At 70.6% G+C, this 24445-nt stretch carries 21 protein-coding genes; 12 read left to right on the top strand and 9 right to left on the bottom strand.

The annotated features are described in order from the left end of the window. The 10 genes from BJ963_RS13260 to bsh all read left to right on the top strand — a co-directional run bounded on the left by BJ963_RS13260 (nucleotide 1) and on the right by bsh (nucleotide 14156). Nucleotides 1-894 carry a carbohydrate ABC transporter permease gene (locus BJ963_RS13260; protein WP_218857082.1) on the top strand — a complete coding sequence of 298 codons (894 nt, stop codon included), beginning with the start codon at nucleotides 1-3 and terminating at the stop codon, nucleotides 892-894. Between the two features lie 8 nt (nucleotides 895-902). Next, a complete protein-coding gene (locus BJ963_RS13255) occupies nucleotides 903-2063 on the top strand; it encodes a Gfo/Idh/MocA family protein (RefSeq protein ID WP_246298062.1) in 1161 nt (386 codons plus the stop codon). Beyond that, complete coding sequence (locus BJ963_RS13250; RefSeq protein ID WP_246298061.1) at nucleotides 2060-2875, top strand: ThuA domain-containing protein; 816 nt, start codon at nucleotides 2060-2062, stop codon at nucleotides 2873-2875. The genes BJ963_RS13255 and BJ963_RS13250 overlap by 4 nt, the downstream gene beginning before the upstream one ends. 59 nt (nucleotides 2876-2934) lie before the next feature. Continuing rightward, the gene (locus tag BJ963_RS13245; protein WP_179458145.1) at nucleotides 2935-5928 is read left to right on the top strand and encodes an alpha-mannosidase; all 2994 of its coding nucleotides are present in this window, start codon (nucleotides 2935-2937) and stop codon (nucleotides 5926-5928) included. Continuing rightward, nucleotides 5925-9038: a glycoside hydrolase family 2 TIM barrel-domain containing protein gene (locus BJ963_RS13240; protein WP_179457139.1), complete on the top strand. Its 3114-nt coding sequence runs from the start codon at nucleotides 5925-5927 to the stop codon at nucleotides 9036-9038. Before BJ963_RS13245 ends, BJ963_RS13240 begins: the two co-directional genes overlap by 4 nt. Nucleotides 9039-9070: 32 nt before the next feature. After that, complete coding sequence (locus tag BJ963_RS13235; RefSeq protein WP_179457138.1) at nucleotides 9071-11263, top strand: alpha-galactosidase; 2193 nt, start codon at nucleotides 9071-9073, stop codon at nucleotides 11261-11263. A 43-nt stretch (nucleotides 11264-11306) separates the two neighbouring features. Continuing rightward, nucleotides 11307-12164, top strand: coding sequence for an MBL fold metallo-hydrolase (locus BJ963_RS13230; RefSeq protein ID WP_179457137.1), 858 nt, complete (start codon nucleotides 11307-11309; stop codon nucleotides 12162-12164). A 10-nt stretch (nucleotides 12165-12174) separates the two neighbouring features. Further along, entirely contained in the window at nucleotides 12175-12684 is a 510-nt protein-coding gene (locus BJ963_RS13225) for a MarR family winged helix-turn-helix transcriptional regulator (RefSeq protein WP_218857081.1), read from the top strand. After that, on the top strand, nucleotides 12675-13079 hold the full coding sequence (locus tag BJ963_RS13220; protein ID WP_179457136.1) for a carboxymuconolactone decarboxylase family protein: 405 nt from the start codon (nucleotides 12675-12677) through the stop codon (nucleotides 13077-13079). The genes BJ963_RS13225 and BJ963_RS13220 overlap by 10 nt, the downstream gene beginning before the upstream one ends. Before the next feature lie 99 nt (nucleotides 13080-13178). Beyond that, a complete protein-coding gene (bsh, locus tag BJ963_RS13215) occupies nucleotides 13179-14156 on the top strand; it encodes a choloylglycine hydrolase (RefSeq protein ID WP_179457135.1) in 978 nt (325 codons plus the stop codon). A 337-nt stretch (nucleotides 14157-14493) separates the two neighbouring features. Here bsh and BJ963_RS13210 read toward each other — a convergent pair whose 3' ends face one another. The 4 genes from BJ963_RS13210 to BJ963_RS13195 all read right to left on the bottom strand — a co-directional run bounded on the left by BJ963_RS13210 (nucleotide 14494) and on the right by BJ963_RS13195 (nucleotide 19004). Continuing rightward, nucleotides 14494-14781 (bottom strand): hypothetical protein, encoded by a 288-nt coding sequence (locus tag BJ963_RS13210; protein ID WP_179457134.1) that lies wholly within the window; start codon nucleotides 14779-14781, stop codon nucleotides 14494-14496. Between the two features lie 178 nt (nucleotides 14782-14959). After that, nucleotides 14960-15148, bottom strand: a complete 189-nt coding sequence (locus tag BJ963_RS13205; protein ID WP_179457133.1) for a DUF1918 domain-containing protein — start codon at nucleotides 15146-15148, stop codon at nucleotides 14960-14962. A gap of 75 nt (nucleotides 15149-15223) precedes the next feature. After that, nucleotides 15224-18355 carry an HAD-IA family hydrolase gene (locus BJ963_RS13200; RefSeq protein ID WP_179457132.1) on the bottom strand — a complete coding sequence of 1044 codons (3132 nt, stop codon included), beginning with the start codon at nucleotides 18353-18355 and terminating at the stop codon, nucleotides 15224-15226. Between the two features lie 103 nt (nucleotides 18356-18458). Further along, complete coding sequence (locus BJ963_RS13195) at nucleotides 18459-19004, bottom strand: AAA family ATPase (protein WP_179457131.1); 546 nt, start codon at nucleotides 19002-19004, stop codon at nucleotides 18459-18461. Between the two features lie 135 nt (nucleotides 19005-19139). On the opposite strand from BJ963_RS13195, the gene BJ963_RS13190 reads away from it, so the two are divergent. Next, nucleotides 19140-19694 carry a hypothetical protein gene (locus BJ963_RS13190; protein ID WP_179457130.1) on the top strand — a complete coding sequence of 185 codons (555 nt, stop codon included), beginning with the start codon at nucleotides 19140-19142 and terminating at the stop codon, nucleotides 19692-19694. A gap of 40 nt (nucleotides 19695-19734) precedes the next feature. On the opposite strand, the gene BJ963_RS13185 is transcribed toward BJ963_RS13190, so the two are convergent. The 4 genes from BJ963_RS13185 to BJ963_RS13170 form a co-directional block, all read right to left on the bottom strand. Next, a complete protein-coding gene (locus BJ963_RS13185; RefSeq protein ID WP_179457129.1) occupies nucleotides 19735-20718 on the bottom strand; it encodes an NAD-dependent epimerase/dehydratase family protein in 984 nt (327 codons plus the stop codon). After that, nucleotides 20715-21155: a MerR family transcriptional regulator gene (locus BJ963_RS13180; RefSeq protein ID WP_089907186.1), complete on the bottom strand. Its 441-nt coding sequence runs from the start codon at nucleotides 21153-21155 to the stop codon at nucleotides 20715-20717. The genes BJ963_RS13185 and BJ963_RS13180 overlap by 4 nt, the downstream gene beginning before the upstream one ends. 56 nt (nucleotides 21156-21211) lie before the next feature. Continuing rightward, nucleotides 21212-21667, bottom strand: coding sequence for a hypothetical protein (locus tag BJ963_RS13175; protein WP_179457128.1), 456 nt, complete (start codon nucleotides 21665-21667; stop codon nucleotides 21212-21214). Nucleotides 21668-21940: 273 nt separating this feature from the next. Further along, nucleotides 21941-22276: a DUF4190 domain-containing protein gene (locus BJ963_RS13170; protein WP_179457127.1), complete on the bottom strand. Its 336-nt coding sequence runs from the start codon at nucleotides 22274-22276 to the stop codon at nucleotides 21941-21943. Between the two features lie 226 nt (nucleotides 22277-22502). Between BJ963_RS13170 and BJ963_RS13165 the strand changes: the two genes are divergently transcribed. Beyond that, nucleotides 22503-23285 carry a hypothetical protein gene (locus BJ963_RS13165; protein ID WP_179457126.1) on the top strand — a complete coding sequence of 261 codons (783 nt, stop codon included), beginning with the start codon at nucleotides 22503-22505 and terminating at the stop codon, nucleotides 23283-23285. Between the two features lie 26 nt (nucleotides 23286-23311). Here the strand turns inward: BJ963_RS13165 and BJ963_RS13160 are convergent, their stop codons facing one another. Next, complete coding sequence (locus BJ963_RS13160) at nucleotides 23312-24322, bottom strand: aldo/keto reductase (RefSeq protein WP_179457125.1); 1011 nt, start codon at nucleotides 24320-24322, stop codon at nucleotides 23312-23314. Nucleotides 24323-24445: the final 123 nt, after the last annotated feature.

Genomic DNA, 24445 nt, shown 5'->3' with positions numbered 1-24445 from the left:
ATGACGTCCCTGACCACTCGTCCCGCCCAGCCGCAGGCGGTCGAACCCGAGCGCCACATGCGGAAACGGCCCCTGACGCCGGTCGACCGCGTGCAGCGGGTCATCGGCTATGTGCTGCTCACCATCCTCGCCCTGTTCTGCCTCGTGCCGTTCGCCTGGGTGGTGCTGAGCTCCGTCGACGGGCACGCGGGGCCCAACGTCCAGCTGCCGGCGTGGACCTTCGAGAACTTCGTCCGGTTCTTCACCAACTCGGGCACCCCGCTGCTCCTCGTCAACAGCCTGATCATCGGGATCGGCGCGACCGCCCTGAACCTCGTCCTCGGCGTCGCGGGAGGGTATGCGCTGGCGCGCTACAGCTTCCCGGGGCGTCGCACGTTCATGTACGGCATCCTGCTGATCCGGGTCATCCCGGCGCCGGCCACGATCGTGCCGCTGTACCTGATCATGGTGAACCTCAAGCTCACCGACACCCTCGTCGGGCTGATCCTGGTGGAGGCCGTGCTGCAGCTGCCGATCACCCTCTGGCTGCTGAAGGGGACGATCGGCGCCGTGCCGCTCGAGCTCGAAGAGGCGGCCTGGGTCGACGGGAACACCCGGTTCCGCGCCATCTGGCGAGTCGTCCTCCCCCTCATCGGCCCCGGCCTCGGCGCCGCCGCCATGCTGACCTTCATGAACGTCTGGGGCGACTTCCTCACCCCGCTCGTGATGCTGCAGAGTCAGGAGCTGTACCCGCTGTCGATCGGCCTGTTCCGGGCGTTCAGCGAGCACAACCAGGTCGACTGGGGGCTGCTGGCCGCCAGCGCCATCGTGTACGTGGCTCCCCCCGCGATCCTCTACGTCTTCGTGCGCAAGCACCTGCTCCGCTCCAGCCTCGGCGGCGCGGTGAAAGGATGAGCACCCCCATGATTCCCTCCGCAGACGGTGCTCTCGTGGGCGATCGGCTGCCGGTCGTCGTCGTCGGAGCCGGCGCCATGGGCGGCGAGTGGATCCGGATGCTCGCCCGCTCCCCGTTGGCGCGGATCGCCGGCGTCGTGGACCTCGATGTCGATCTGGCCGCGTCGACCGTAGCGGCCGCAGGGCTCGACGGCGTCGCGGTCGGCGCCTCCGTCGTGGAGGTCGCCGAACGCGCGGGCGCCGCGGCCGTGATCAACGTGACCGTGCCGCAGGCGCACAGGACCGTGAACGAGCAGGCGCTGCGCGCCGGACTCCCCGTGCTGTGCGAGAAGCCGTTGGCTCCGACGGTCGCCGAGGCGCTTCGCCAGGTCGCCCTCGCCGACATCACCGGCGAGCTGCTGATGGTGAGCCAGTCCCGGCGGTACTTCAACCATCTCGCGGCGTTCCGCCGCGCCGTGGCCGGCCTGGGGCCGCTGTCGACCGTGAACGCGCAGTTCTTCCACGCCGACCACGAGCCGGGTTTCCGCGAGCAGATGGCGCATCCGCTGCTCGTGGACATGTCCATCCACCATTTCGACCAGCTGCGCGCGCTGACGCCGGACGAGCCGATAGCCGTGCGCTGCAGTTCGTGGAACCCGCCGTGGAGCTGGTTCGCCGGGGACGCCGCGGCGTCCGCCGAGTTCGAACTCGCGTCCGGTGCTCGGTTCGTCTATGCCGGAAGCCGCTGCACTCCGGGGCTGCAGACCTCCTGGAATGCCGATTGGCGGGTCTTCGGCGAGCGCGGCGCCGCATCGTGGGACGGCGACGATGTCGTGCGCGTCGAGGCCGGCGCGAGCGACGTCGAGGTGCCGAACGGCCCAGAGGGCATCGATGGGTCGTTCGAAGAGTTCGTGACGGCGCTTCGCTCCAGCACGACCCCGCAGAACGAGGTGCGGGCGAACGTGCTCAGCCTGGCGATGGTCGAGGGCGCGATCCGCAGCAGCGAGCGCGGCGGCGAGCGTGTGGTGATCGCCGACCTCCTCGAGGAATCGCTCGCGACCGCGCTCGCCGACGAGCGGAACGAGGACGTCGCCGCGCGGCTCGCGTCATGGACCAGCGCTGCCGACGGCATCGCAACACCGGCCTGGGGATCCGCCCCAGCCACGATCGCGTCAGGAGGCGCCCGTTGACCACCACCGAACCGATCCGCGTCGTCGTCTGGGGCGAGAACCGTCACGAGCAGGTGAACCCCGTCGTGCGCGGGATCTACCCGGACGGCATGCACACCACCATCGCCGACGGGATCAGGGCTCTGCTGGGTGACGGCGTCACGGTCTCGACGCGCGTCCTCGACGAGCCGGAGCACGGCATGACCGAGGAGACGCTGGCGTCGACCGACGTGCTGCTGTGGTGGGGCCACACCGCACACGAGGAGGTGGACGACGAGGTCGTCGACCGCATCCACCGTCACGTCCTGGAGGGGATGGGCATCATCGTGCTCCACTCCGGGCACCACTCCAAGATCTTCCGCCGCCTCATGGGCACGACCTGCAGCCTGCGGTGGCGCAACGACGCCGACCGCGAGCTGGTGTGGACCATCGCGCCGCGGCATCCCATCGCCGAGGGCGTGCCGCAGCCGATCATCATCCCGGGGCAGGAGATGTACGGAGAGTTCTTCGACATCCCGGAGCCCGACGAGCTGGTGTTCATCAGCAGCTTCTCCGGCGGCGAGGTCTTCCGCAGCGGTGTGACGTACCGCCGAGGCTATGGGCGGGTGTTCTACTTCAGCCCGGGCGACGAGGTGTTCCCGGTCTACCACCAGCCGGAGGTTCAGCGCGTGATCGCCAACGGGGTCCGGTGGGCGCGTCCCGAGAAGGCGCGCGAGCCCTATGTCGTCACGCCCATGTACCTGACGGGCGAGTTCGACCGCCCGGTGCTGCCGTCCCCCGACGGTCTCGTCGACTACTACACCCGCGAGCCGATCGCGTCGCGGGAGAGCTGAGCGTGACGGACGAGGTCAATCCGAACGGACGCTCGCGGCTCGACGCCGAGACCCTTGCGATGCAGCGCGTCCGGCGGTTCACCCGGTTCCGCCTCCAGCCCGCCGTGTACCGGGAGACGCGCCCGGTCGAGATCGCGATGTGGCAGGTCGGCGGCGAGCCGGTCCCGTTCGCGGAGGCGGCGAGCAGCACCTTCGATCCGTTCGCGGTGGGCACCGCGTGGGGCCGACCGTGGGACACCGTCTGGTTCGAGGTCCGGGGCGAGGTGCCCGCCGAGTGGCCGGCGGGGGAGGCCGAGCTCGTCGTCGATCTGGGCTTCACCGGCGAACAGCCCGGCTTCCAGGCGGAGGCGACGGCCTACCGCCCCGACGGTTCGATCGTCAAAGCGATCGAACCGTTCAACGCCTGGGTGCCGCTTCCCGAGCCTGGTCCGTTCCGGCTCCTGCTCGAAGCGGCCGCCAACCCGATGATCCAGGTGCCGTACGAGTACGAGCCGACCCCGCTCGGCGACGCGGCCACCGCCGGTGACGCGCCCATCTACCGGCTGGTGCGGCTCGAGGTTGCCCGTCGCGACCCCGTCGTGTGGGAGCTGCTGCAGGATGTCGTCACTCTCGATGGACTCGTCGACGTGCTGCCGCGGGACGGTGCGCGGCGCGCCAGGATCGTCGACGCGCTCGAGCGGATGGTCGACGCGATGGACCCGCACGACGTGCGGGGCACGGCGGCCGTCGGACGGGAGGCGCTGGCGGACGTGCTGGCCGCACCCGCGGCGTCCAGCGCTCTGCGGGTCCGGGCCGTCGGCCACGCGCACATCGACTGCGCGTGGCTCTGGCCGACGCGGGAGACGGTCCGGAAGGTGGCCAGGACGTTCGCCAACGTCCTCGACCTCATCGAGCGGGACCCCGGCTTCGTCTTCGCCGCGTCCTCCGCGCAGCAGTACGCCTGGCTGCAGCAGAGCCAGCCGCAGCTGTTCGAGCGGGTGAGGGCCGCAGTCGCCGCGGGCCGGATCCACCCGGTCGGCGGCATGTGGGTGGAGTCCGACACCAACATGCCGGGCGGGGAGGCCCTGGTGCGCCAGTTCGTGATGGGCAAAAGGTTCTTCCTCGAGGAGTTCGGCGTGGAGAGCGACGAGGTGTGGCTCCCCGACTCCTTCGGGTACAGCGCCGCCCTCCCGCAGATCGCGAAGGCGGCGGGCGCCCGCTACTTCGTCACCCAGAAGCCGTCGTGGAACGAGACGAACCGCATCCCCTACTCGACCTTCCAGTGGGAGGGGATCGACGGGTCCCGTCTGTTCACGCACCTTCCGCCCGCTGACACCTACAACTCCGATCTGGGCGCTCCCGACCTCGCGCGGACGGAGCGGACGTTCAGCGAGAAGGGCCGGGCGCGCGAAGTGCTCGGCCTCTTCGGCTGGGGCGACGGCGGAGGCGGGCCGACGCGCGAGATGCTCGCGCAGGCGGCGCGCAAGCGGGACCTGGAGGGCTCGCCCCGGGTGGAGCTCTCCGACCCGCATGCGTTCTTCGCCGCCGCGGAGGCGGAGGTCCCCGACCCGCCCGTGTGGGTCGGCGAGATGTACCTCGAGCTCCATCGCGGCACGCTCGTGTCTCAGCAGAAGACGAAGCGCGGCAACCGTCACAGCGAGGCGCTTCTGCGGCAGGCCGAACTCTGGGCCGCCACGGCGACCATCCTGCGCGGGGCGTCATACCCCGCCGAAGCGCTCCGAGACGCCTGGCGCACGGTCCTGCTGCAGCAGTTCCACGACATCCTGCCGGGCAGCTCCATCGCCTGGGTCCACCAGGATGCGGAAGCAGCCTACGAGCGCGTCGCGGCCCGGCTGGGCGAGCTGATCGAGGAGGCGCTCGCCGCGCTCGCCGGGGACGGGACCGGCGGCCCCGCCGTCCCGTCGGCGGCGAACGCGGGCCCGCTCCCCGTCCGCGGGGTGCCCGCGATGGGGATCGGCGTGCCGACGCCGCCGTCCGTCGCCGTCCCTCGGGCGCACGGCGACGGCTTCGTGCTGGAGGACGCCGGGCTGCGCGTCGAGATCGACTCGCGGGGTGTCCTCACGTCGATCCGCGACCGAGTCGCGGGCCGTGAGGTGCTGCCGCGCGGGATGTCCGGGGCGGTGCTCCAGCTGCTGCGCGACACCCCGCGGGAGTGGGATGCGTGGGACATCAACGAGGAGGACCAGCGCTCGGGCCGCGAGCTGCTCGACCCGGTCGACGTGCGCATCGACGGGGACGCGGTCGTCGTCCGGCACGAGTTCGGGGAGTCCGCTCTCGCGCTGCAGGTCCGTCTCGTCGACGGCCGGGTCGATCTGGCGTTCGACGTCGACTGGCACGAGACCCAGAAGCTGCTCAAGGTCGCGTTCCCGCTCGATGTCCGCGCCGAGCGCGCGGCGTCCGAGATCCAGTTCGGCCACCTGCACCGCCCCATCCACCGGAACACGTCCTGGGATGCGGCCCGCTTCGAGACCGTCGCGCATCGCTGGATCCATGTCGGGGAGCCGGGTTGGGGCGTGGCGATCGCGAACGACGTCGTCTACGGGCATGACGTCCGCACCCTGGAGGGTCCGTCGGGCCGGCCGATGGCGGTCGCGCGGCTGTCGTTGCTCCGCGCGCCCCTCTACCCCGACCCCGGCGCCGACCAGGGCAGGCACACGTTCACGGTGAGCCTGCGCCCTGGCGGCATCCCCGAAGCCATCGAAGACGGCTACCGGCAGAGTCTGCCCCTGCGCCCGGCCCGAGGCGGCACTGTCGAGCCGCTGGTCGCCGTCTCCGACCCGGCCGTCGTCGTCGAAGCCGTCAAGCTGGCGGAGGACGGCGGCGGAGACCTGGTGGTCCGACTGTACGAGGCGCACGGCGACCGGTCCTCCGTCTCGCTGACCACCTCGATCGACTGGGAGTCGGTCGTCGCCGCCGACCTGCTGGAGCGCGCCATCGATTCCGAGGCCATCAGCGCGGTGTCGGCGCGTCGTGTCGAGCTCGCCCTGCATCCGTTCGAGATCCTGACTCTGAGATTCCGCGCGCCCCGGGCCGCGGTGAAGGAGACCCCGTGACGACGACCGTCCACTATGTCGACGACATCGGCCCCGGCCGCGGCCGGCGCCGTGCGCCGCGCTCCCGGCTGCACACCGACGCCCCGACGCTGTCGCTCAGCGGCGACTGGCGCTTCCGCCTGCTGTCGGGTGTGCCCGGCGCGCTCGGAGCCCCGGATGTGCTGCCGGCCGGCGAGACGGAGGAGGCGTTCGCCGACCCGGCGTTCGACGACTCCGGCTGGGACGAGCTCCCCGTTCCCAGTCACTGGGTGCTCCACGGGAACGGGCGCTACGGCGCTCCGCAGTACACGAACGTGCAGCTGCCCTTCCCCCAGGATCCGCCGTTCTCTCCCGACGAGAACCCGACCGGCGATCATCGCCGGACGTTCCTGCTGCCCGCTGGGTGGATGGACCGGCGGTCGTACGCGGCCGTCGTCCTGCGTTTCGAGGGGGTCGAGTCCCGCTACCGCGTGTGGCTGAACGGTGACGAGATCGGTGTCGGCACCGGATCGCGCCTGGCGCAGGAGTTCGACGTGACCGAGTCGCTGCGCGAGGGCAGCAACACCATCGCCGTCCGGGTGCATCAGTGGTCCGCGTCGACGTACATCGAGGATCAGGACCAGTGGTGGCTGCCGGGCATCTTCCGCGAGGTCACGCTGCAGGCACGCCCCGTGGCCGGAGTCGAGGACGTCTGGATCCGCGCCGAGTACGACCACAGGACGGGGGCGGGGACGCTCTCCACCGAGCTGGTGGCGGAGGCCGACGCCTTCCCGGTCCGTCTCAGCATCCCCGAGCTGGGTGTCGCCGCCGAGTGGGCGGACGCGTCCGCGGTCGCCCCGATCCGCATCGACGGGGTGGAGCCCTGGACCGCCGAGAGCCCGCGGCTCTACGACGCCACGGTGGTCGGCGGGGACGGCGCCGAGACCATCCGGCTCCGTCTGGGCTTCCGCACGGTCGAGATCGTGGGGGACCGCTTCCTCGTCAACGGCCGGCGGGTCGTGTTCCACGGCATGAACCGGCACGAGACCCACCCCGACCTCGGTCGGGGATTCGGCGAGGAGTTCGTCCGGCGCGACCTCGAGCTGATGAAGCGGCACAACGTGAACGCCATCCGCACCTCGCACTATCCGCCCCATCCGCGGGTCCTCGACCTCGCCGACGAGCTCGGGTTCTGGGTGATGCTCGAGTGCGACATCGAGACCCACGCCTTCCATCACGGCGGCAGCCAGTTCGAGGGCGGCACCGACGAATGGATGGGCAACCCCAGCGAGGATCCCGGCTGGCGGGCGACCTACCTCGACCGGATGGAACGGACGGTGGAGCGCGACAAGAACCACCCGAGCATCGTGATGTGGTCCCTCGGCAACGAGTCGGGGACGGGCGCGAACCTGGCAGCGATGGCCGAGTGGGTCCACTCGCGCGACCCCGGGCGGCCGGTCCACTACGAAGGCGACCACGCCGGGGACTATACCGACGTCTACTCGCGCATGTACGCCTCCATCGCCGAGGTCACGAGCATCGGCAGCGATTCGACGGCGCTGCTGCTGAACGCATCCGGGGCGCAATCGGCCCGTCAGCGGACCAAGCCCTTCCTGCTGTGCGAGTACGTGCACGCGATGGGGAACGGTCCGGGCGGCATCGACCTCTACGAGGGCCTCGTCGACCGCTACCCGCGGCTTCATGGCGGCTTCGTCTGGGAGTGGCGCGATCACGGCATCCGCACCCGCACGCCCGATGGGGTGGAGTTCTTCGGGTACGGGGGCGACTTCGGCGGCGGAGTGCACGACGGGCACTTCTGCATGGACGGCATGGTCCTGTCCGACGGCACTCCGACACCGGGACTGGTGGAGTTCGCCGCCGTCACCGCGCCGATCCGCTTCGCCATCCAGGTGGACGGGGAGACCGTCACCGTCCGGGTCGGCAACCGGCGTCACTCGTCCAGCACCGGCGATCTGATCTTCCCGTGGCGGCTGGAGCTCGACGGCGAGGTCGTGGCGGCCGGCGTCGTGGACGTGGAGGCGGACCAGCCGGGCGGCGTGCGCGCCGGTGAGACCGGCGTCGCGGAGATCGCGATCGACGGCCGCCACCTGCATGCCGCGGGCGAACTGTGGTTCACGATCACGGCGGCGCTCGCGCACGAGACGCCGTGGGCGCCAGAAGGGCACGTGATCGCCGCCGCGCAGGCCGCGGTTCCGTCGAGCCGTTCCGAGAGGCCGGGCGCCTCCCGGCGCGCCGGGCGCGGGCAGACGCAGGACCCGGCCGGTCGCTGCACTCTCGGCCCGGCCGAGTTCGCGGACGGGCGGCTGGTCGCACTCGGCGGGCGGCCGGTCGCCGGCCCCCGGCTGCAGCTCTGGCGAGCCCCCACGGACAACGACGCCGGGTCGCACATGGGCAGCTACGACGTCAGCGACCCGATGGAGGGGCGCGGCCTCGGCCTCCCCGGGCCGTCCTATGCGTCGATCTGGCGGGACGCCGGGCTCGACCGGCTCACCCCTCGTGTCCTCGGGCTCGAGAGGACCGCGAGCACGCTCTCCCGCCGGACACGCTGGGCTGCCGCGGACAGCCGCGAGTCGGTCATCCTCGAGGAGTCGTGGGAGAGCGACGGCGATCAGGTGCTGCTGACGCTCCAGCTGATCCCGAGCTCCCGCTGGTCGGCCGTCTGGCCCCGGGCCGGAGTCCGGTTCGACCTGCCCGCCGACGTGGATGAGGTGGACTGGTTCGGCACGGGCCCGGGGGAGTCGTACCCCGACTCGCGGCGCGGCGTGCTCGTCGGCCGGTACCGGGAGGGCATCGACCGATTGACCGTCCCGTATGCGTGGCCTCAGGAGAGCGGCCACCGCAGCGACATGCGTCGTCTCGACCTCCTGGCCGGCGGCCGGCCCTGGCTCAGGGTGACCGCCGACCCGGATGCGCGCGGACGCCGACCGGGCTTCACGCTCGCACGGCACACCGCCGAGGAGGTCGGCGCCGCGGCGCATCAGCACGAGCTGCCGGACCCGCGCGCCGGCTACCTCTACCTCGACGCAGCCCAGAACGGCCTCGGCTCCCGGGCCTGCGGACCGGACGTGTGGCCGGATGCGCTGCTGCGCCCCGAGACGCGTTCGATCGCCCTGCGCTTCGCCGCCCGCTGAGCGGGCACCCGCATCCCGACGATGGAGTACATGTGACGACCACAGCCCTGCCCGCCGATGTGTTCCTCCACCTCACGGCGGGAGGGGTGAGCGTGGTGCTCGACGCCACGACGGGCCGCCTTCCCGCGGTCGTGCACTGGGGTGCGTCGCTGGGAGCGCAGACCGCTGACAGCGTCGACGCGCTGACCGTCGCCGCCGAAGAACCCGCGGCCGGCAACGTGGTCGACCAGGCCGTCCGGGTCGCCCTCCTGCCCGAGCACCACGCCGGCTGGGAGGGGCGGCCCGGTGTCGTCGGCCACCGCGCCGGTGCGGACTGGTCGCTGCTGTTCACGGTCGCGTCGATCGATGTCGAGGCGGAGGGCAGCCTCCGGCAGGACGGCCGCCTGGTCGAGACGGGGCCGGCCGCTGTGACGTTCCGCGCTCGCGACGAGATCGGAGGGGTCGACCTCGCCCTGGAGGTCGAACTGCTGGCCGGCGGGCTCGTGCGCACCCGCGCCGCGGTCACGAACGTCGGGAGCGGCGTCTACGAGGTGTCGGAGCTGAACGTCGCGCTCCCGCTTCCGACGCGCGCCAGGGAGATCCTCGACTTCGCCGGTCGCTGGAGCAAGGAGCGCATCCCGCAGCGGCGGGAGCTGGTCGTCGGGAGCCACCTCCGCGAGGGCCGGAAGGGACGTACCGGGCCGGACGCCGCGACCGTGCTGAGCGTCGGGGTTCCCGGGTTCGGGTTCCGGCAGGGCGAGGTGTGGGGCGTGCACGTCGGGTTCAGCGGCAATCATCGCCACTACGCCGAGCGGTTGTCCACGGGGGCGCAGGTCGTCGGAGGAGGAGAGCTGCTCCTGGCGGGCGAGATCCTGCTCGATGAGGGGCAGAGCTATCTCGGGCCCTGGGTCTACGCGTCCTACGGCGACGGGCTGGACGACCAGGCGCACCGGTTCCACCGCTACCTCCGCGCGCGGCCCACGCACCCTCGGCGTCCGCGACCGGTGACCCTCAACGTGTGGGAGGCCGTCTACTTCGACCACGACCTGGACCGGCTGATCGGGCTCGCCGACCGGGCGGCCGCCGTCGGCGTCGAACGCTTCGTGCTCGACGACGGCTGGTTCGCGGGCCGCCGCGACGACACACGCGGCCTCGGCGACTGGACGGTCGACCGAGACGTCTGGCCGGACGGGCTCGGACCGCTGATCGACCACGTCCGCGGGCTCGGGATGGAGTTCGGCCTCTGGTTCGAGCCCGAGATGGTCAGCGAGGACAGCGAGCTGGCTCGCGCGCATCCCGATTGGATCATGCAGACCGGCGGCCGCCTGCCGCTCCGCTCGCGCCATCAGCAGGTGCTCGATCTCGGCATCGCGGCGGCGTACGAGCACATCCTCGAACGCATGTCGGCGATCCTCGCCGAGTACGACATCGCCTACATCAAGTGGGACCACAACCGCGACCTCATCGACGCGGGGACCCCTCCGACCGGCAGGGCCGGCGTGCACGAGCAGACCCTCGCCGCGTACCGGCTGATGGACGCGCTGAAGGCCCGGTTCCCCGGGCTGGAGATCGAATCCTGCTCCTCAGGCGGGGCACGCGTCGACCTCGGAGTGCTGGAACGCACCGACCGCGTCTGGGTCAGCGACTGCGTCGACCCGCTCGAACGCCAGCAGATGAACCGCTGGACCATGCAGCTGCTGCCGCCCGAGCTCCTCGGGTCGCACGTGGGCTCGCCGGTCAATCACACGACCGGCCGCGACCTCGCGCTCTCGTTCCGGGCCGGCACCGCCGTCTTCGGGCACTTCGGGATCGAGTGGGACCTCGCACGGGCGACGGACGCCGACCTGGACGACCTGACCGAGTGGGTGGACTTCCACATCCGCCATCGCGAGCTCCTCCACGGGGGCGACCTGGTCCGGGCCGACCAGGTCGACCCCGCCTTCCAGGTGTACGGATCCGTCGCACCGGACGGCTCGGAGGCGCTGTTCTTCCTCGCCTTCCTGGGCCGGCCGAACGAATCCCCGCACGGCCGCTTCACACTGCCGGGCCTCGACGGGGACGCTCCCTACCGCGTCAGGCCCGTGACGGTCGGGGCCGCCGACCCCGGACGCACCGATCCGCGGTGGTACGGAGACGGCACGGGGACCGTCCTGACCGGCCGGGTTCTCGCAACCGCCGGCCTTCAGCTGCCCCTGTCGCTTCCCGAGCGCGTGGTCGTGCTGCACGCCTCCCGTATCGCCGGATGAAAATAGTATGGACTCGGATGATCCGAGTTGATACTATTTCCGCATGCCCACAATCGAACCGACTCCCTGGGTCGACCCTCTCCCGGCCGCGGCCCCTCCCGCCGGTGTGGCGACCTACCGACTGCCCACCGGCACCTATGTGACCCGCGCCGCGCTCGCCGTCACGGGCGGTGCGTGGCGGGACAAGCGGCACTTCGCGGCGACCTCGGTCCTCGTCCGGCACCCGCGCGGCGACCTGCTGATCGACGCGGGCTTCGGCGCCCGGGTGGCCGACCACGTCCGGATGCTCAACAGGATGGAGCGCGCGCCCTTCACTCTGGGGCGGACCGTCGCACAGCAGCTGGACGACTCCGGGTACGACCGTTCGCGGCTCCTCGGGGTGCTGCTGACGCATGTCCACTGGGATCATGTCAGCGGCCTCGACTCCCTGCGCGTGCCGGTCTGGATCAACCGGGAGGAAGCGCAATATGCCGCCACCGATGCGCACGGCGCGGTCTACCGCGCGGTCTCGGCCGGGCTCCCCATCCACGAGTATGCGCTGGACGGGCCCGAGTACCTGGGTTTCTCCCGGAGTCTGGACATCCACGGAGACGGGTCGGTCGTGGTCGCCCTGGCCGGCGGGCACACCTCCGGTTCCGTTGTGGTGTTCGTCACCCTGCCCGACGGGCAGCGCTACGGCTTCATCGGCGATCTCACCTGGCAGCTCGACGGCGTCACCCGCGGGCTGGAGCGGCCATGGCTGCTGCGCCGCATGGCCGATGTCGACGCGGACGCGGTGCGCAGCGGTCTGCGTCGGAGCAGTGCGCTCAGCAGTGTGATGCGGATCGTGCCCTCCCACGATCTGGCCGCCTACGAATCCATCCCTCCGCTGCCGGCGCGATTCGCCCCTGCCGATGCGTGAGAATGTGGCCATGAGCACGAACCAGGCGACGGGGTCGAGCGGCGGGCACACGACGAGTTCCCTCGGGGGCGTCACGCTCGGGCCCGGTCCCGACTCGGAGCTCACCTGGCTCCTCCATCGGGCGGCGCAGCGGATGCACGCGGCGGTCGGAGCCGCAGCGGCACGCCACGGCGCCACGCTGCGGGACCACATCGTGCTCAGCGCCCTCGACAAGACGCAGGGCCTCACCCAGATCGAGCTCGGTCAGGCCCTCGGAGTCGACAAGACGACCCTGGTCGCCGAGCTCGACCGCCTCGAGAAGGCCGGCCTCATCGGCCGAGCCGTGGACTCGCGCGATCGACGCGCTCGCATCCCCTTCCTCACCCCGGCCGGAGACCGGCTCCGCGCTGAGATCGCCGCCGACGCCACCGCCGCAGAGCATGGCGCCGTCGACGCCGTCGACCCCGCACTGCTCGGGCCGCTCAAAGAGGTCCTCTACGCCATCATCGGCTCGACGGAGGATCCCGGATCATGCATCTGAACGACCCCCTCGACCAGCGCGTGGCGGCCGGCCGGGCGGTCTATGCGAGGAATCTCGGCGTCACTCCGGAGGAGGCCGAGAGGGTGCTCTCCGACCGCGCCGGCGAGCAGTACGCGAACGAGGCGTTCGTGGCGGCGGGAGGGCCCGGATGGAACGGGACCGACCTCACGGACCGCGACCGCACCATCGCCGTCATCGCCGCACTCGTCGGTCAGCACGTCACCGATCAGCGGCTCACCACCTACCTGGACGGCGCGCGCAGCGCCGGCGTCACGGACCAGGGACTGGCCGAGCTGATGGTGCTGCTCACCGCCTACCTCGGTCAGCCCGCTCCGTCGGCCGCGATGGCAGCGATCCGCGCAACCGCCGAACAGGACCCGCACCGGTCGGCGTGAGCCGTGCGGGTCGACCCCTGGTGCCGGCGCGCTCGCGCTGCTAGACCGTCCCGGGGGAGAGCACGAGACAACCCGACTCACCGATGGGGGAAACACATCATGTGCACAGGAGTCAGCTACACGACCAAGGATCACTACTTCGGAAGGAATCTGGACCTCGAGTTCTCGTACCACGAGACGGTTGCGGTCACACCCCGGAACTTCCCGTTCGAGTTCCGGAAGACCGAAGCGTTGCCCCGTCACCACGCCATCGTCGGCATCGCGACGATCTCGGACGGCTATCCGTTGTACTACGACGCGGTCAACGAGCGAGGTCTCGGAATGGCCGGCCTCAACTTCCCGGAGAACGCGGACTACAAGCCCGAGGCCGCCGGCACGACGAACGTCACCCCGTTCGAGTTCATCCCGTGGGTGCTCGGACGGTTCGAGACGGTCGATCAGGTGGTGGCCGCCCTGAACGACGTCACCCTCGTCGACATCTCCTTCAGCGAAGAATTCCCGCTGTCTCCCTTGCACTGGATCATCGCCGACAAGAACCGGTCGGTCACGGTCGAGAGCGTGAAGGAGGGCCTGCGGGTGTACGACAACCCCTTCGGCGTTCTCACCAACAACCCGACGTTCGACATCCAGACGTTCCGGCTCAACGACTACATGCACCTGTCGACCTACCCGCCGGAGAACCACTTCTCGAAGGACATCGCGTTCGACACCTACAGCCGGGGAATGGGCGCCATCGGTCTCCCGGGAGACCTGTCTTCGGCGTCTCGCTTCGCCAAGGCCGTGTTCACCCGGATGAACTCCGTCGCCGGGGATTCGGAGTCGGAGTCCATCAGCCAGTTCTTCCACATCCTCGGATCGGTGGCGCAGCAGCGCGGGTGCGTGCACGTCGGCGGCGACGACAAATTCGAGATCACGATCTACTCGTCCTGCTGCAACACCGACACCGGGGTCTACTACTACACGACCTACGAGAACAGCCAGATCACCGGTGTCGACATGCACAAGGAGGATCTGGACTCCAGCGAGGTGGTCGACTATCCCCTGGTGAAGGGGCAGCGGCTCAGCATGCAGAACTGAGCGGACGCGCGGCGAGCGCTCACGAGCGAGTTCTCACGAGAAAAGGCTCGTGGCACGGAACCCCCGTTGCGTGCCACGAGCCGGTCACCGCGGCGTCTTCGTCCGTCCGTCTCGCTTGCGGTCCGGGGCGCTCACCGGTGACGCTCGATCCCCGTCGTGCCGATCAGCTGGTGTGGCTCAGGAACGGGGTGATGTCGATGGGCTGGGTGGGTGGAAGCTCGACGGCGGCCGGGTCGTCTGCGGCCGGAGTGTTCGTCATCGTCAGCGGCGTGTTCGTCGTCATGATCGTCCTTTCCTGCTTACACGGACAAAGGAAAGCACCAGGTGACGCCGCGGATCAGGGTCCAAGGTCCTGCTCCACATGGGCGAAGGCGAGGGCGCTCGCGGGTTCGTCCGCGTGCTCCACGAGCCAGCGGACGCCGTCGTCGATGGTCACGGCCTTCGTCGTGGCATCCGGGAGCGGCCTCCAGAAGCACTCGACGAGGAAGGTGTCGCCGTGGTCGGCGATCGCGCCGATCAGGTCGTAGCCGTCCTCGACGACCTCGAAGACGTACCAGCGGGCGTCGATCGCGTCGAGGAGGAGCGTTCGCCCGTCGTGGTCGATCGTGCGCATGCCGTCGGACATGATTCCCCATCTCCTGACGACGCACGTACAGAGACGGGGAGAGCAACAGCGCAGAGTCCGGGCGCCGCCAACAAATCGAAAAGACTCGGTTGGTTCTGTTCGTGCACACGATAGATCCGCCCGGCAGCCCCGTGAATGCTGGATCTGCCGGGTGGTCGGGGCGACGGCTTCCGCCGGGCTAACCCCGCTGTTCGATGTGCGCGTCCGAGCCCGGGAAGACGATCGTCGTCCGGCCGTCGTCCTCCCACTTCACGACGTACGGCGGCGCGCCGTCCTCGCCGTGGACCTCCTCGATGTAGCCGACCCTCGGCGGCTCGTCGAGGTGGTTCGACGCGATCACCAGGAAGTCTCCCGTCTTCGCCTTCATCGCCGCGCCTCCACTCCTGACCGAATGGCCCGACCCTAATCGCAGACGGGCGCGTCGACCCGGGCCGAAAGTCCCTCAGAGCTCGAATGTGCGGGTCTCGCCGGTGTGCAGCAGGGCGGGCTCGCCCTCGACGACGATGTGGATGGGGTCCGCGTAGCCGTCGGCCGAGACGATGCCGAGGGACTCGTGCGTGATCGAGACGGACAGCCGGTGCGCGCGGTAGCTGATCGTGAACTCCAGGCGGTCGATCTCGGCGGGCAGCAGGGGATGGAACCACAGCATGTCCGCGCGGGTCTCGATCCCGGTGTAGCAGCGGGTGAGCAGGTCGACTGACCCCGCCATCGCCGCGAGGTGGATCCCGTACCGGGTGGTGCCGCCCTGGATGTCCGCGATGTCGCTCTGCAGGGCGCGCTCGAGGAACGCCCAGGACCGCTCGCGGTCGCGCCGGGCCTCGAGCCAGGAGTGGACGACGTTCGAGAGGGTCGATCCGTAGGTGGACGAGCGGGAGTACCGTTCGACGGTGCGGACGATCGCGTCGGCGCTGAGCGGGTACCCCATGTGCCCGAGCAGTTCGCGGAGCTCCTCGGCCGAGAGCAGGTACAGCAGCATGAGCGAGTCCGGCTGCTTGGAGACCTGGTAGCGGTTCGTCGAGTCCCCTTCGGCGTCCAGCACCAGGTCGAGCCGGCCCTCGGTCGGATAGCGGGAGCGGTAGCGGTCGAGGTCGATCGGCTCGAGCGCGTCGTACCCGTCGAACTGGGAGAGCGTGCCGTCGGCGTTGAAGACGATCCGCAGGTTCTTCGCGATGTGCGCCCAGCGGTCGAGTTCGTCGGACGTGATCCCGAGTGCCTGGTACGGGCCGCGATCGGGCCGCGAGGAGAGCAGACGTGCGGTGTCGGCGGCCCGCAGCAGGACCCACGCGGTCATCACGTTCGTGTAGACGTTGTCCGTCACCCCGTGGCCGGGGGCGCCGGGAGGGCCGTCGTGGAACTCGTCCGGTCCCATCACCCCGCGGATGGAGTAGCGGCCCGTGCTCTGATCCCAGTCGGCGAGCGACGCGAAGAAGCGGGCGACGCCGACGATCAGCTCGGCTCCCTCTTCGGCGAGGTACTCGGTGTCGCCCGTCGTCTCGTAGAACTCCCATGCGCTGTAGGCGATCCCGAGGCCGACGTGCCGTTGCAGGTGCGAGTGGTCGGCCATCCAACGACCCGTCAGCGGGTTGAACAGGCGGTCCGGGGTCACATCCGCCCCGGTCGTGGCGCTCTGCCACGGGAACATCGCGCCGTCACGGCCGGTCTCGGCGGCGGCATGCTCGGCTTCGGGGAGGCGGCGGTGGCGGTAGCCGAGCAGGGTGCGGCTGATGTCGGGCCGGCGCAGCGTGAGCACCGGGTAGACGAAGAGCTCGTCCCAGAACACACGCCCGCCGTACCCCTCGCCGTGCAGCCCCCGCGCGGGAACGCCGACATCGAGCTCCGTGGTCACTCCGGCCAGCGTCTGCAGCAGGTGGAAGGTGTTCACGTTCACGGCGAGGCTGAGGTCGGCTGCCGGTTCCACGGAGGTCGAGAAGTACGGCCAGAGGGCCTCCCACCGCTGGGCGTGGTCGGCGAGGAGGTCCGCGAATCGCGGTGCCCGTGCCAGGCGGGTCGTGGCGGAGTGCGAGGGGGAGAGGATCGCCCGGTCGCGCGACGTGGCGACCGCGACGACCTTCTCGATGACGACCGGCCGGCCCTGTTCGAGGTCGATGGTGAACTCGTGGGAGGCGGCGGCGTCCTTCGTCGCGAACTCCCGCTCGGGCGCCAGCGTCGCGTCACCGCGGTGGACACGGGTGCGCTCGGCGACGGAGATGTGGACGTGGGAGACGAGGGTCTCCACCTCGACGAGGATCGCGTCGGGCGACAGCTCCCTGCTCTCCCTGATGGCGACATGCCTGCGCGGGCCGGGTCCGCTCCCGGGGGTCGCGGTGTCCGTGATCGTGTTGAGCGTCCCCGCGTCGATCCCGGTGCGGATCGTCAGAGGACCTGACCAGTCGACGGCGACGACCGTGGCCTGGAGGGCGCTCATCCTCGGGTCGGCCTGCGAGACGATCCGGCGGAAGCGGACCCTGGTCTCGCGCCCCGAGCGGTCGCGATACGTGAGCGTGCGACGCAGCACCGCCTGGCGCAGATCGAGCTCCTGCCGGAAGGCGATGAGGTCCTCGCCGTCGAGGGTGAGCCATCCGCCGTCCGCCGGCCGGAGCGCGAGGGGCAGCCAGTCGGGTGCGTTCACGATCTCGTCGCCGGTCGACGGACCGTCGACGACGGCGTCGTAGACCCCTGCGAAGTAGGTTCCGGGCGAGCGGCCCGCCCAGGAGGCGCCGTCCTCGGCGGCGGCGCGGGTTCCCCAGTACCCGTTCGCGAGAGCGCAGATGCTCTCGCGCGTCGGCTCCGCCTCCGGGTCGAAGCCGTCGAACCCGAGCACCCACGGATCGGGTGCGCCCGTCACGAAGATCTCGCCCGATGGTCCGATCTCGAGCGCGTCCAGGCCGGGAACGACGACGTCGGCATCGGCGCGGCGCAGCGCCGCGGCGCGGCGAGGGTCCGGGGCGATCCCCATCACGAGTCCGAATCCGGCGGCCGCCGCCGCCTCGATGCCCGCCTCCGAGTCCTCCACGAGCATCGCGTGGGCCGGGGCGACTCCGAGTCGTCGGCAGGCCTCCACGAAGAGGGCGGGGTCCGGCTTCGACGGCAGGGAGAGATCTGCGGCGACGGCGCCGTCGACGACGGTGTCGAACAGCGGCAGGATCCCCGTGCTCTCGAGGACGAGAGCGACATTCCTGCTGGCGGTCGCGAGGGCAAGCCGGACACCGGCGGAGTGGAGCGCGCGGATCACCCTCGATGCGCCGGGGAGCGTCGTCGTGCCGTGCGCCGCGATGAGCTGTTCGAAGATGTGCTGCTTGCGCTCCGCCAGCCGGGAGACGAGGTCCGGGGTGATCGCCGACTCCGGAATCCGGCGGCTGGCGAGGAAGGCGCGGATCCCGCTCTCGCGGCTCCTGCCGTCGACCGAGCGCTCGTAATCGCCGGTCGTGAAGGGAGGTGCCTCCGCCGAGATGGCACCGAGCTCCTCGTCGAACAGCTGGGTCCAGGCGCGCAGATGGAAGGTCCGGGTGTCCGTCACCACCCCGTCCATGTCGAGGACCACCGCTGCAGCAGGGGTCCGCGGAAGCGGTTCCACGCGCCGTCTCCTCTCGACGGGGGAACGCTAGCGGACGGTCGCGACGGAATCAGAGTCGAAGGTCCCCCGGAGGTCACGGATTCGGCGCGGGCCTCGGCCGGGATCAGGACTCGCTGACGAGCGCTTCGAGCTGGCGGAGGCGGTCGCTCGGGCTCCCGACGACCTCCGCCACCTTCAGCCGTGAACCGACGAGATCGGGGTCATCGACCAGCTCCATCAGCACGTCGTTCATCGCGCTCCTCAACTCCGGGTCTTCATCGGCGCCGACGTCGATCGCATCGGCGGAGTCGAGCGGCAGCACGACGAGCAGGTCGACGTGGGCGAGCGCGTCCGCGGTGACGATCGCGGAGCGCTCGATGAGTTCAGAGGAGCCGGGTGCGCCCGTCACCTCGTGGAGAGCCAGCATGTAGGCGAGGAAGTCGAGTGGTCCGCGCTCCGCGATGACGTTCCCCGCGACCTCGTCAGGGGCGAGCCGCTGCGCCGCGACACGCAGCTGCCGTGCGAACGCGGTCTCGCTCGGTTGATCCCAGGCCTCGTCGATGAGGTCGAAAGGGTCGGGCAGCACGGTGAAGTCGGGGTGGCGGAGCGCGAAGTCGGAGATCAGCGTGCTCTTTCCGCTCGCGTGTGTGCCCGAGACGACGATCCGCATGACGCGATGCTAGCGCGGGCACCGGCGCTCCGAGGCATCGTTCGGATGCCGTCATACCTGGGCGTTCGCATCGTCTCTCCTTACGGGTGACCACATTCGCCCGAACCGATCACACAGTAAGGAACGAACGTGCGTATGAAGTACATCGCCGCCGCCGCGATCGCCGCCCTGAGCGCGGCCGTCTTCGGGGGAGCCCTCGCGGCGCCGGCCGCCGCCACCACCGACGGGAACGTCGACATCGCGGTCGTGGGCGGCGACAGATTCCCCGGCACCAACACCCAGCCGTTCTGGAACAGCTCCACGAAGTACACAGCGGGCGCCGTCGTCTCCTTCAACGACAGCGACTACGCGCTGACCGCCGCGGGGGCGGCCGCCTACCAGAGCTACCGCGACAACGGCGTTCTCGGCGACCCGGCCTGGGCGTGGAACCTGGCGCCGGAACGGTTCACGACTGTGACGATCGACGGGAGGACGTTCAGCCAGCAGCGCTATCAGACCGGTGTCTGGACCTTCCTCGGGACCTCCACGCGCGTGGGCTTCGACCGTGGATACTTCACGATCGGAGCACACCTGTACTTCAACGTGAACGACTGGACGCAGTACAACGGCAAGAAGTACATCGCCACGGCGTGGAGCACGGACGTCTACCCGACCGATACCCGCTACTTCACGCTCGCTCCGGGCCAGTAGACAGTGCGCCGTCGGCTCCCGGAAGAGAGTGCTATCGACCTCAGGACCGGTCGGCCAGCAGTCCGAGGTCGCGCAGGCTCTCGGCGGTCTCGACGATCGTGTCGACGGCGGCCCGCGGACGGAGGTCGAGCTCCCGCTTCGCGCGCTCGTTGTGGATGACGAGGGGTGCGGGCTCGTCGCCGGGCAGCTCCTCGGTGGGCACAGCGGCGGCGAGGTCGCCGAGGCGCTCGCGCAGCACGGTCGCGACGTCGAGGAACGTCATCGTCGGGCCGTCGGCGAGCACCAGATAGCGGTTGCCCGCGGCGCCCGGGGTGGACATGGCGGCGAGGTGGGCCGCCGAGACGTCGCGCACGTCCGCCAGGCCGAAGCGCTGTCGAGGCACGGCCGTCATCGTGCCGTCGAGCATCCCGGTGAAGACGGCGAGCGACGAGCGCGCGGAGGCGGTCAGGGTCGGGCCGGCGATCCACGTCGGATTGAGGGCGACCAGTTCGAGACCGCCGCCCTCGCGCTCGACGAAGTCCCACGCGGCGCGCTCGGCGACCGCCTTCGAGAGCGGGTATGCGGGAAGACCCGGCGTGGCGGGGTCGGTCCAGTCGGACTCGTCGTAGTCGCGGACGGGCTTCGGGGAGTAGCCGACGGCGGCGAACGACGACGTCAGCACGACACGGCGCGCACCGGCGTCGCGGGCGGCGCGCAGCACGCGGAGTGCTCCGTCGCGGGCGGGGACGACGACCTCGTCGGGCACGGCGGTCTGGATCATCGGCGACGCGGTGTGGTGCACCTCCTCGATGCCCGCGAGCGCGTCGGCCCAGCCGTCGTCGTGGGTGAGGGGGGCGGCGGCGAACGACAGTCCCGTGTCGTCGACGCCCGCCCGGCGGACGGCGGCGCGGACCTCGTCCGCCCGATCGAGCGAGCGGACCGTCGTGCGCACCGCGGCGCCGGACGCGAGCAGGTCGGCCAGCAGCCGCGTGCCGAGGTAACCGGTGCCGCCGGTGACGAGGATGGTGGGGGCGTCTGAGGTCATCGGAAGGTCTCCTCGAGTCGGGGAAGGACGGATTCGAGCTCGGCGTGCGCCTGAGCTTCGGCCACGGCGTCGGCCTGGTCCCGCGCATCCCACAGGGCGGCCTTCACCCGCAGGTAGTCGAGATGCACACGCAGCGTGGCGATCTGCTCCTCGACGCGTTCGGCGTGGCGCAGCAGGATGTCGCGCTGCTCGCGTGCCGCCTCGCGGCCGCGCCGCCGGTTCGCCTGGTACGTGCGCATGTCCTCGATCCCGACGCCCATGGCGCGCAGGCAGGCGAGCACCTGCGCGGCGTCGAGGTCGCCCTCGGCGTAGCGCCGGTGCCCGCTCCGCTCGTCGCGCGCGATGGGGCCGAGCAGGCCGACGTCCTCGTAGTAGCGCAGCGTCGGCTCGCTCAGCCCGCTCTGACGGGAGACGTCCTGGATGGTCAACGTGGTCATGTCCCCATCAGAACAGACCTCAAGCGCTTGAAGTCAAGCGCTCCGTCGCAGCGGGGTCAGGCGGCCAGGTGTCGACGGGTGTCGAACAGCGTCACCGGGACCTGCTCGCCGTGGCCGATGCAGACGAAGAAGACGACGTCCGTCGCTGCGGGGACCGTGACGACGGCGGCGACGTTCTGCCACGGGTCGTCCGGCAGGTCCTGCAGGCGACCCATCTCGAGCGGGCGGCGCTCGATGTCGCGGGCGAGCCCCTGGACGGTGAAGAAGGCGTCGAGGCCGGCGTCGTTGGCCGGGTCGCCGAGCCAGCCGACAAGCGGAGTGTCGGTGGCGTCGCTGACGGGCAGCGCGGTGAAGATCGCCGAGATCGTCTCATCGAGCGACGAGTCCACCGTCACGCTGTCCGCGCGGTTCGGGACCGCGCGCGAGGTGATGGCGATCCACTGCCCGCTGGTGAGCGTGGTCAGACGGGTGAGAAGGCGGCTGGGAACGGTGGAGCTGATATTGCGCAACATGGAAGTTCGGGTACTTTCCGTTACGGCGTCTCGAAGGGGCCGGCGTGGTGTCGGGCCACGCGCGGTTTCGGGGACGCGTTGTGAAGGCGCTCGCGTGGGCCACCGGGATGTCGGGTTGGCGGCCTCATGCGTTCGCGGCCGGTGATTCGGGTTCACCGGTAGCCCAAAACTACCCGCATGTCCTCCAACGTGCGGACACCAAAACGGGGGTCATTTGTCCCCCTTCGGACGGCCCCGGGCCGGCAAGGACGGACATCGGGAGGGACTCCGGGCCTAGTGGAAGCGCGTCAGAATGAAGACGACCGCGTAGTACAGGAAGCCGACCGTCCCGATGATCATGCCGGCGATCGCGAGCCCGCGGCCACGGGCGATCCCCTGCCGGGCGGCACGGAAGCCGCGTGCGGAGATGGCGGCACCGAGGGCTCCGATGAAGCCGAAGACGAACAGGCTGACGCAGGCGATGACGAAGCCCCAGATCGCCGGCTTGCTGAAGGGCAGCCGTTCGGGCGCAGGGATCGCCGGGAGGGCGCCCGGGAAGGGCGGGGACGGCGTCGGCTGATCGGCGCGCGGCGTGGCGTCGGGCGGAAACGACGGAGTCTCGTCGGTCATGGTCGACCTGTCCTTCTCGTGATGGCGCCCCGAGGGGACGTGTACTCGGCGGTGTGGGCCTGGCAGGCGTGGACAGCGTAGCCACGCAGCGCTTCGCGCCGTGTCTTTCCCGTCGGGTCGGCGTCTGCGAATGCTCTCAACCAGTCACCGGACGAGCGGGTCGGCCATTGCATTCGCGCGGCGCACCCGGCAGCGTGTAGCTGTGATGCGGGGGATGCGTCGGAGGATGCCGGCAGCCGGGGCGGCGCTCGCTCTCCTCGGCGCTCTGATGGTGGGATGCACTTCGGCGCCCGCCCAGGATGCGCCGGCGCGCACCGCACATCCCGCCGCGGTGACGAGTCCCACGCCGACGCCGGTCCCGACCGCCGACACGACCCTCGCGGACGAGTTCCAGTACCTTCCCCCGCCGGGGACCGTCATGGGTACGGGCAGGCTCGGCGATGTCGACGGGCACGCAACGGGCGATGTGACGGTCAGCGTCGCACCCGACCTGCGGTTCCAGGTCGCGATCACCGGGTTCAGCACGACCGCGCAGGGAGCGACCGTCGCACTCAGCGTCGACCGCTTCGGCGCGACGGCCGGAGCGCCGACCGTGCCGGCACGCGACGACCCCGTCGGGGTCCTCGTGGCGACCAGCGGCGACCAGGTTCTGCCGTTCGACTCGAGCGGACGGACGGACCGTGGCAACCTGTCGTACTTCAACAGCGTCGAGCTGGTGATCGACGGCACGGTCGAAGCGGCGGCGCCGATCGCCTGGACCATCCCCGACTTCTACCCCGGCCTCACCGTGAAGGACTCCGGACCCCGGCCGTACGCCCGCGGAACCGTGACCCTGTACGACGGACAACCCGCCGGTTACACCGTCTGGGGCAACGATAATTCGCAGGCGGTCGCCGACCGCTTCGGGATCACGCAGGACCAGCTGTTCTACCTGAACCCCCAGCTGCGCCGCGGCGACACGATGCTCCTGCGCGACACGAGCCTGAACCTCAGCGTCGCGTTCCGCTAGCGCGTGCGCCGCGGCCGACCCGCGGCTCAGGCCTCCCGGGTCTTGGGCGACCGCTCGTGCGTGTGCGATGGGTCGCGCTCGACGACGTCGCCGAGCACCTCGTCGATGCGGGCGAGCAGCCCGGAGGGGATGGTGACGCCGGAGGCCTTCACGTTCTCCACGACCTGCTCCGGGCGGGAGGCGCCGATGATCGCGGTCGCCACGTTGTCGTTCTGCAGCACCCAGGCGACCGCGAGCTGCGCGGGGGTGAGGTCGAGCTCCTGCGCGATCGGGGTCAGCTCCTGCACGCGGGTGAGCACGTCGTCCGTCAGCCAGCGCTGGACGGCTCCCGCCCCGCCCTTCTCGTCCGTGGCGCGGCTGCCCTCGGGCAGCGGGGCGCCCGGGCGGTACTTGCCGCTCAGAACGCCCTGCGCGACCGGCGACCAGACCACCTGCGAGATGCCGAGCTCCTTCGAGGTCGGCACGACCTCGGCCTCGATCACGCGCCACAGCGCCGAGTACTCCGGCTGGTTCGAGATCAGCTGGATGTTGAGCTCCTTCGCGAGCGCGTGTCCCGCCCGGAGCTGGTCGGCCGTCCACTCGCTGACGCCGATGTAGAGCGCCTTGCCCGCGCGGACGACGTCGGCGAACGCCTGCATCGTCTCCTCGAGCGGCGTCTCGTGGTCGTACCGGTGGGCCTGATACAGGTCCACGTAGTCCGTCTGCAGGCGGGAGAGGGAGCCGTCGATCGACTCGAGGATGTGCTTGCGCGAGAGGCCGACGTCGTTGTGGCCCTTCGGCCCGGTCGGTCCGAACACCTTGGTGAAGATCTCCAGCGAGGCACGGCGCTCGCCCGCGAGGGCCTCGCCGAGGACCGTCTCGGCCATCGTGTTCGCGTAGACGTCCGCCGTGTCGAAGGTCGAGATCCCCGAGTCGAGGGCCGCGCGGACGCACGCGGCGGCCGTGTCGTTCTCCACCTGGGAGCCGTGGGTCAACCAATTGCCGTAGGTGATCTCGGAGATCTTGAAGCCGGAGTTTCCCAGGTACCTGAACTGCACTGTCGTTCCTTTCGCACCGCTGAAGCGTGGTCACCGCGATGGTAGGCCGCTTCCATTGCACGAATCCAACAGGAGAATCTTCTCGGATTGACTCCGCCGGTCGATGAATGGCGCGGCGGCTGC

It is taken from the genome of Leifsonia soli, from assembly GCF_013408745.1.
Lineage (GTDB): Bacteria > Actinomycetota > Actinomycetes > Actinomycetales > Microbacteriaceae > Leifsonia > Leifsonia soli.
The sequence above is the reverse complement of the archived record's forward strand: the minus strand, read 5'-3'. Positions and strand labels throughout refer to the sequence as shown.

Excerpts from the sequence above, each read along its gene's own strand:
- BJ963_RS13260 (WP_218857082.1), top strand. The coding sequence starts at position 1 with ATGACGTCCCTGACCACTCGTCCCGCCCAGCCGCAGGCGGTCGAACCC.
- BJ963_RS13255 (WP_246298062.1), top strand. The coding sequence starts at position 903 with ATGATTCCCTCCGCAGACGGTGCTCTCGTGGGCGATCGGCTGCCGGTC.
- BJ963_RS13245 (WP_179458145.1), top strand. The coding sequence starts at position 2,935 with ATGCAGCGCGTCCGGCGGTTCACCCGGTTCCGCCTCCAGCCCGCCGTG.
- BJ963_RS13230 (WP_179457137.1), top strand. The coding sequence starts at position 11,307 with ATGCCCACAATCGAACCGACTCCCTGGGTCGACCCTCTCCCGGCCGCG.
- BJ963_RS13225 (WP_218857081.1), top strand. The coding sequence starts at position 12,175 with ATGAGCACGAACCAGGCGACGGGGTCGAGCGGCGGGCACACGACGAGT.
- BJ963_RS13220 (WP_179457136.1), top strand. The coding sequence starts at position 12,675 with ATGCATCTGAACGACCCCCTCGACCAGCGCGTGGCGGCCGGCCGGGCG.
- bsh (WP_179457135.1), top strand. The coding sequence starts at position 13,179 with ATGTGCACAGGAGTCAGCTACACGACCAAGGATCACTACTTCGGAAGG.
- BJ963_RS13210 (WP_179457134.1), bottom strand. The coding sequence starts at position 14,781 with ATGTCCGACGGCATGCGCACGATCGACCACGACGGGCGAACGCTCCTC.
- BJ963_RS13205 (WP_179457133.1), bottom strand. The coding sequence starts at position 15,148 with ATGAAGGCGAAGACGGGAGACTTCCTGGTGATCGCGTCGAACCACCTC.
- BJ963_RS13195 (WP_179457131.1), bottom strand. The coding sequence starts at position 19,004 with ATGCGGATCGTCGTCTCGGGCACACACGCGAGCGGAAAGAGCACGCTG.
- BJ963_RS13190 (WP_179457130.1), top strand. The coding sequence starts at position 19,140 with ATGAAGTACATCGCCGCCGCCGCGATCGCCGCCCTGAGCGCGGCCGTC.
- BJ963_RS13185 (WP_179457129.1), bottom strand. The coding sequence starts at position 20,718 with ATGACCTCAGACGCCCCCACCATCCTCGTCACCGGCGGCACCGGTTAC.
- BJ963_RS13180 (WP_089907186.1), bottom strand. The coding sequence starts at position 21,155 with ATGACCACGTTGACCATCCAGGACGTCTCCCGTCAGAGCGGGCTGAGC.
- BJ963_RS13175 (WP_179457128.1), bottom strand. The coding sequence starts at position 21,667 with ATGTTGCGCAATATCAGCTCCACCGTTCCCAGCCGCCTTCTCACCCGT.
- BJ963_RS13170 (WP_179457127.1), bottom strand. The coding sequence starts at position 22,276 with ATGACCGACGAGACTCCGTCGTTTCCGCCCGACGCCACGCCGCGCGCC.
- BJ963_RS13165 (WP_179457126.1), top strand. The coding sequence starts at position 22,503 with ATGCCGGCAGCCGGGGCGGCGCTCGCTCTCCTCGGCGCTCTGATGGTG.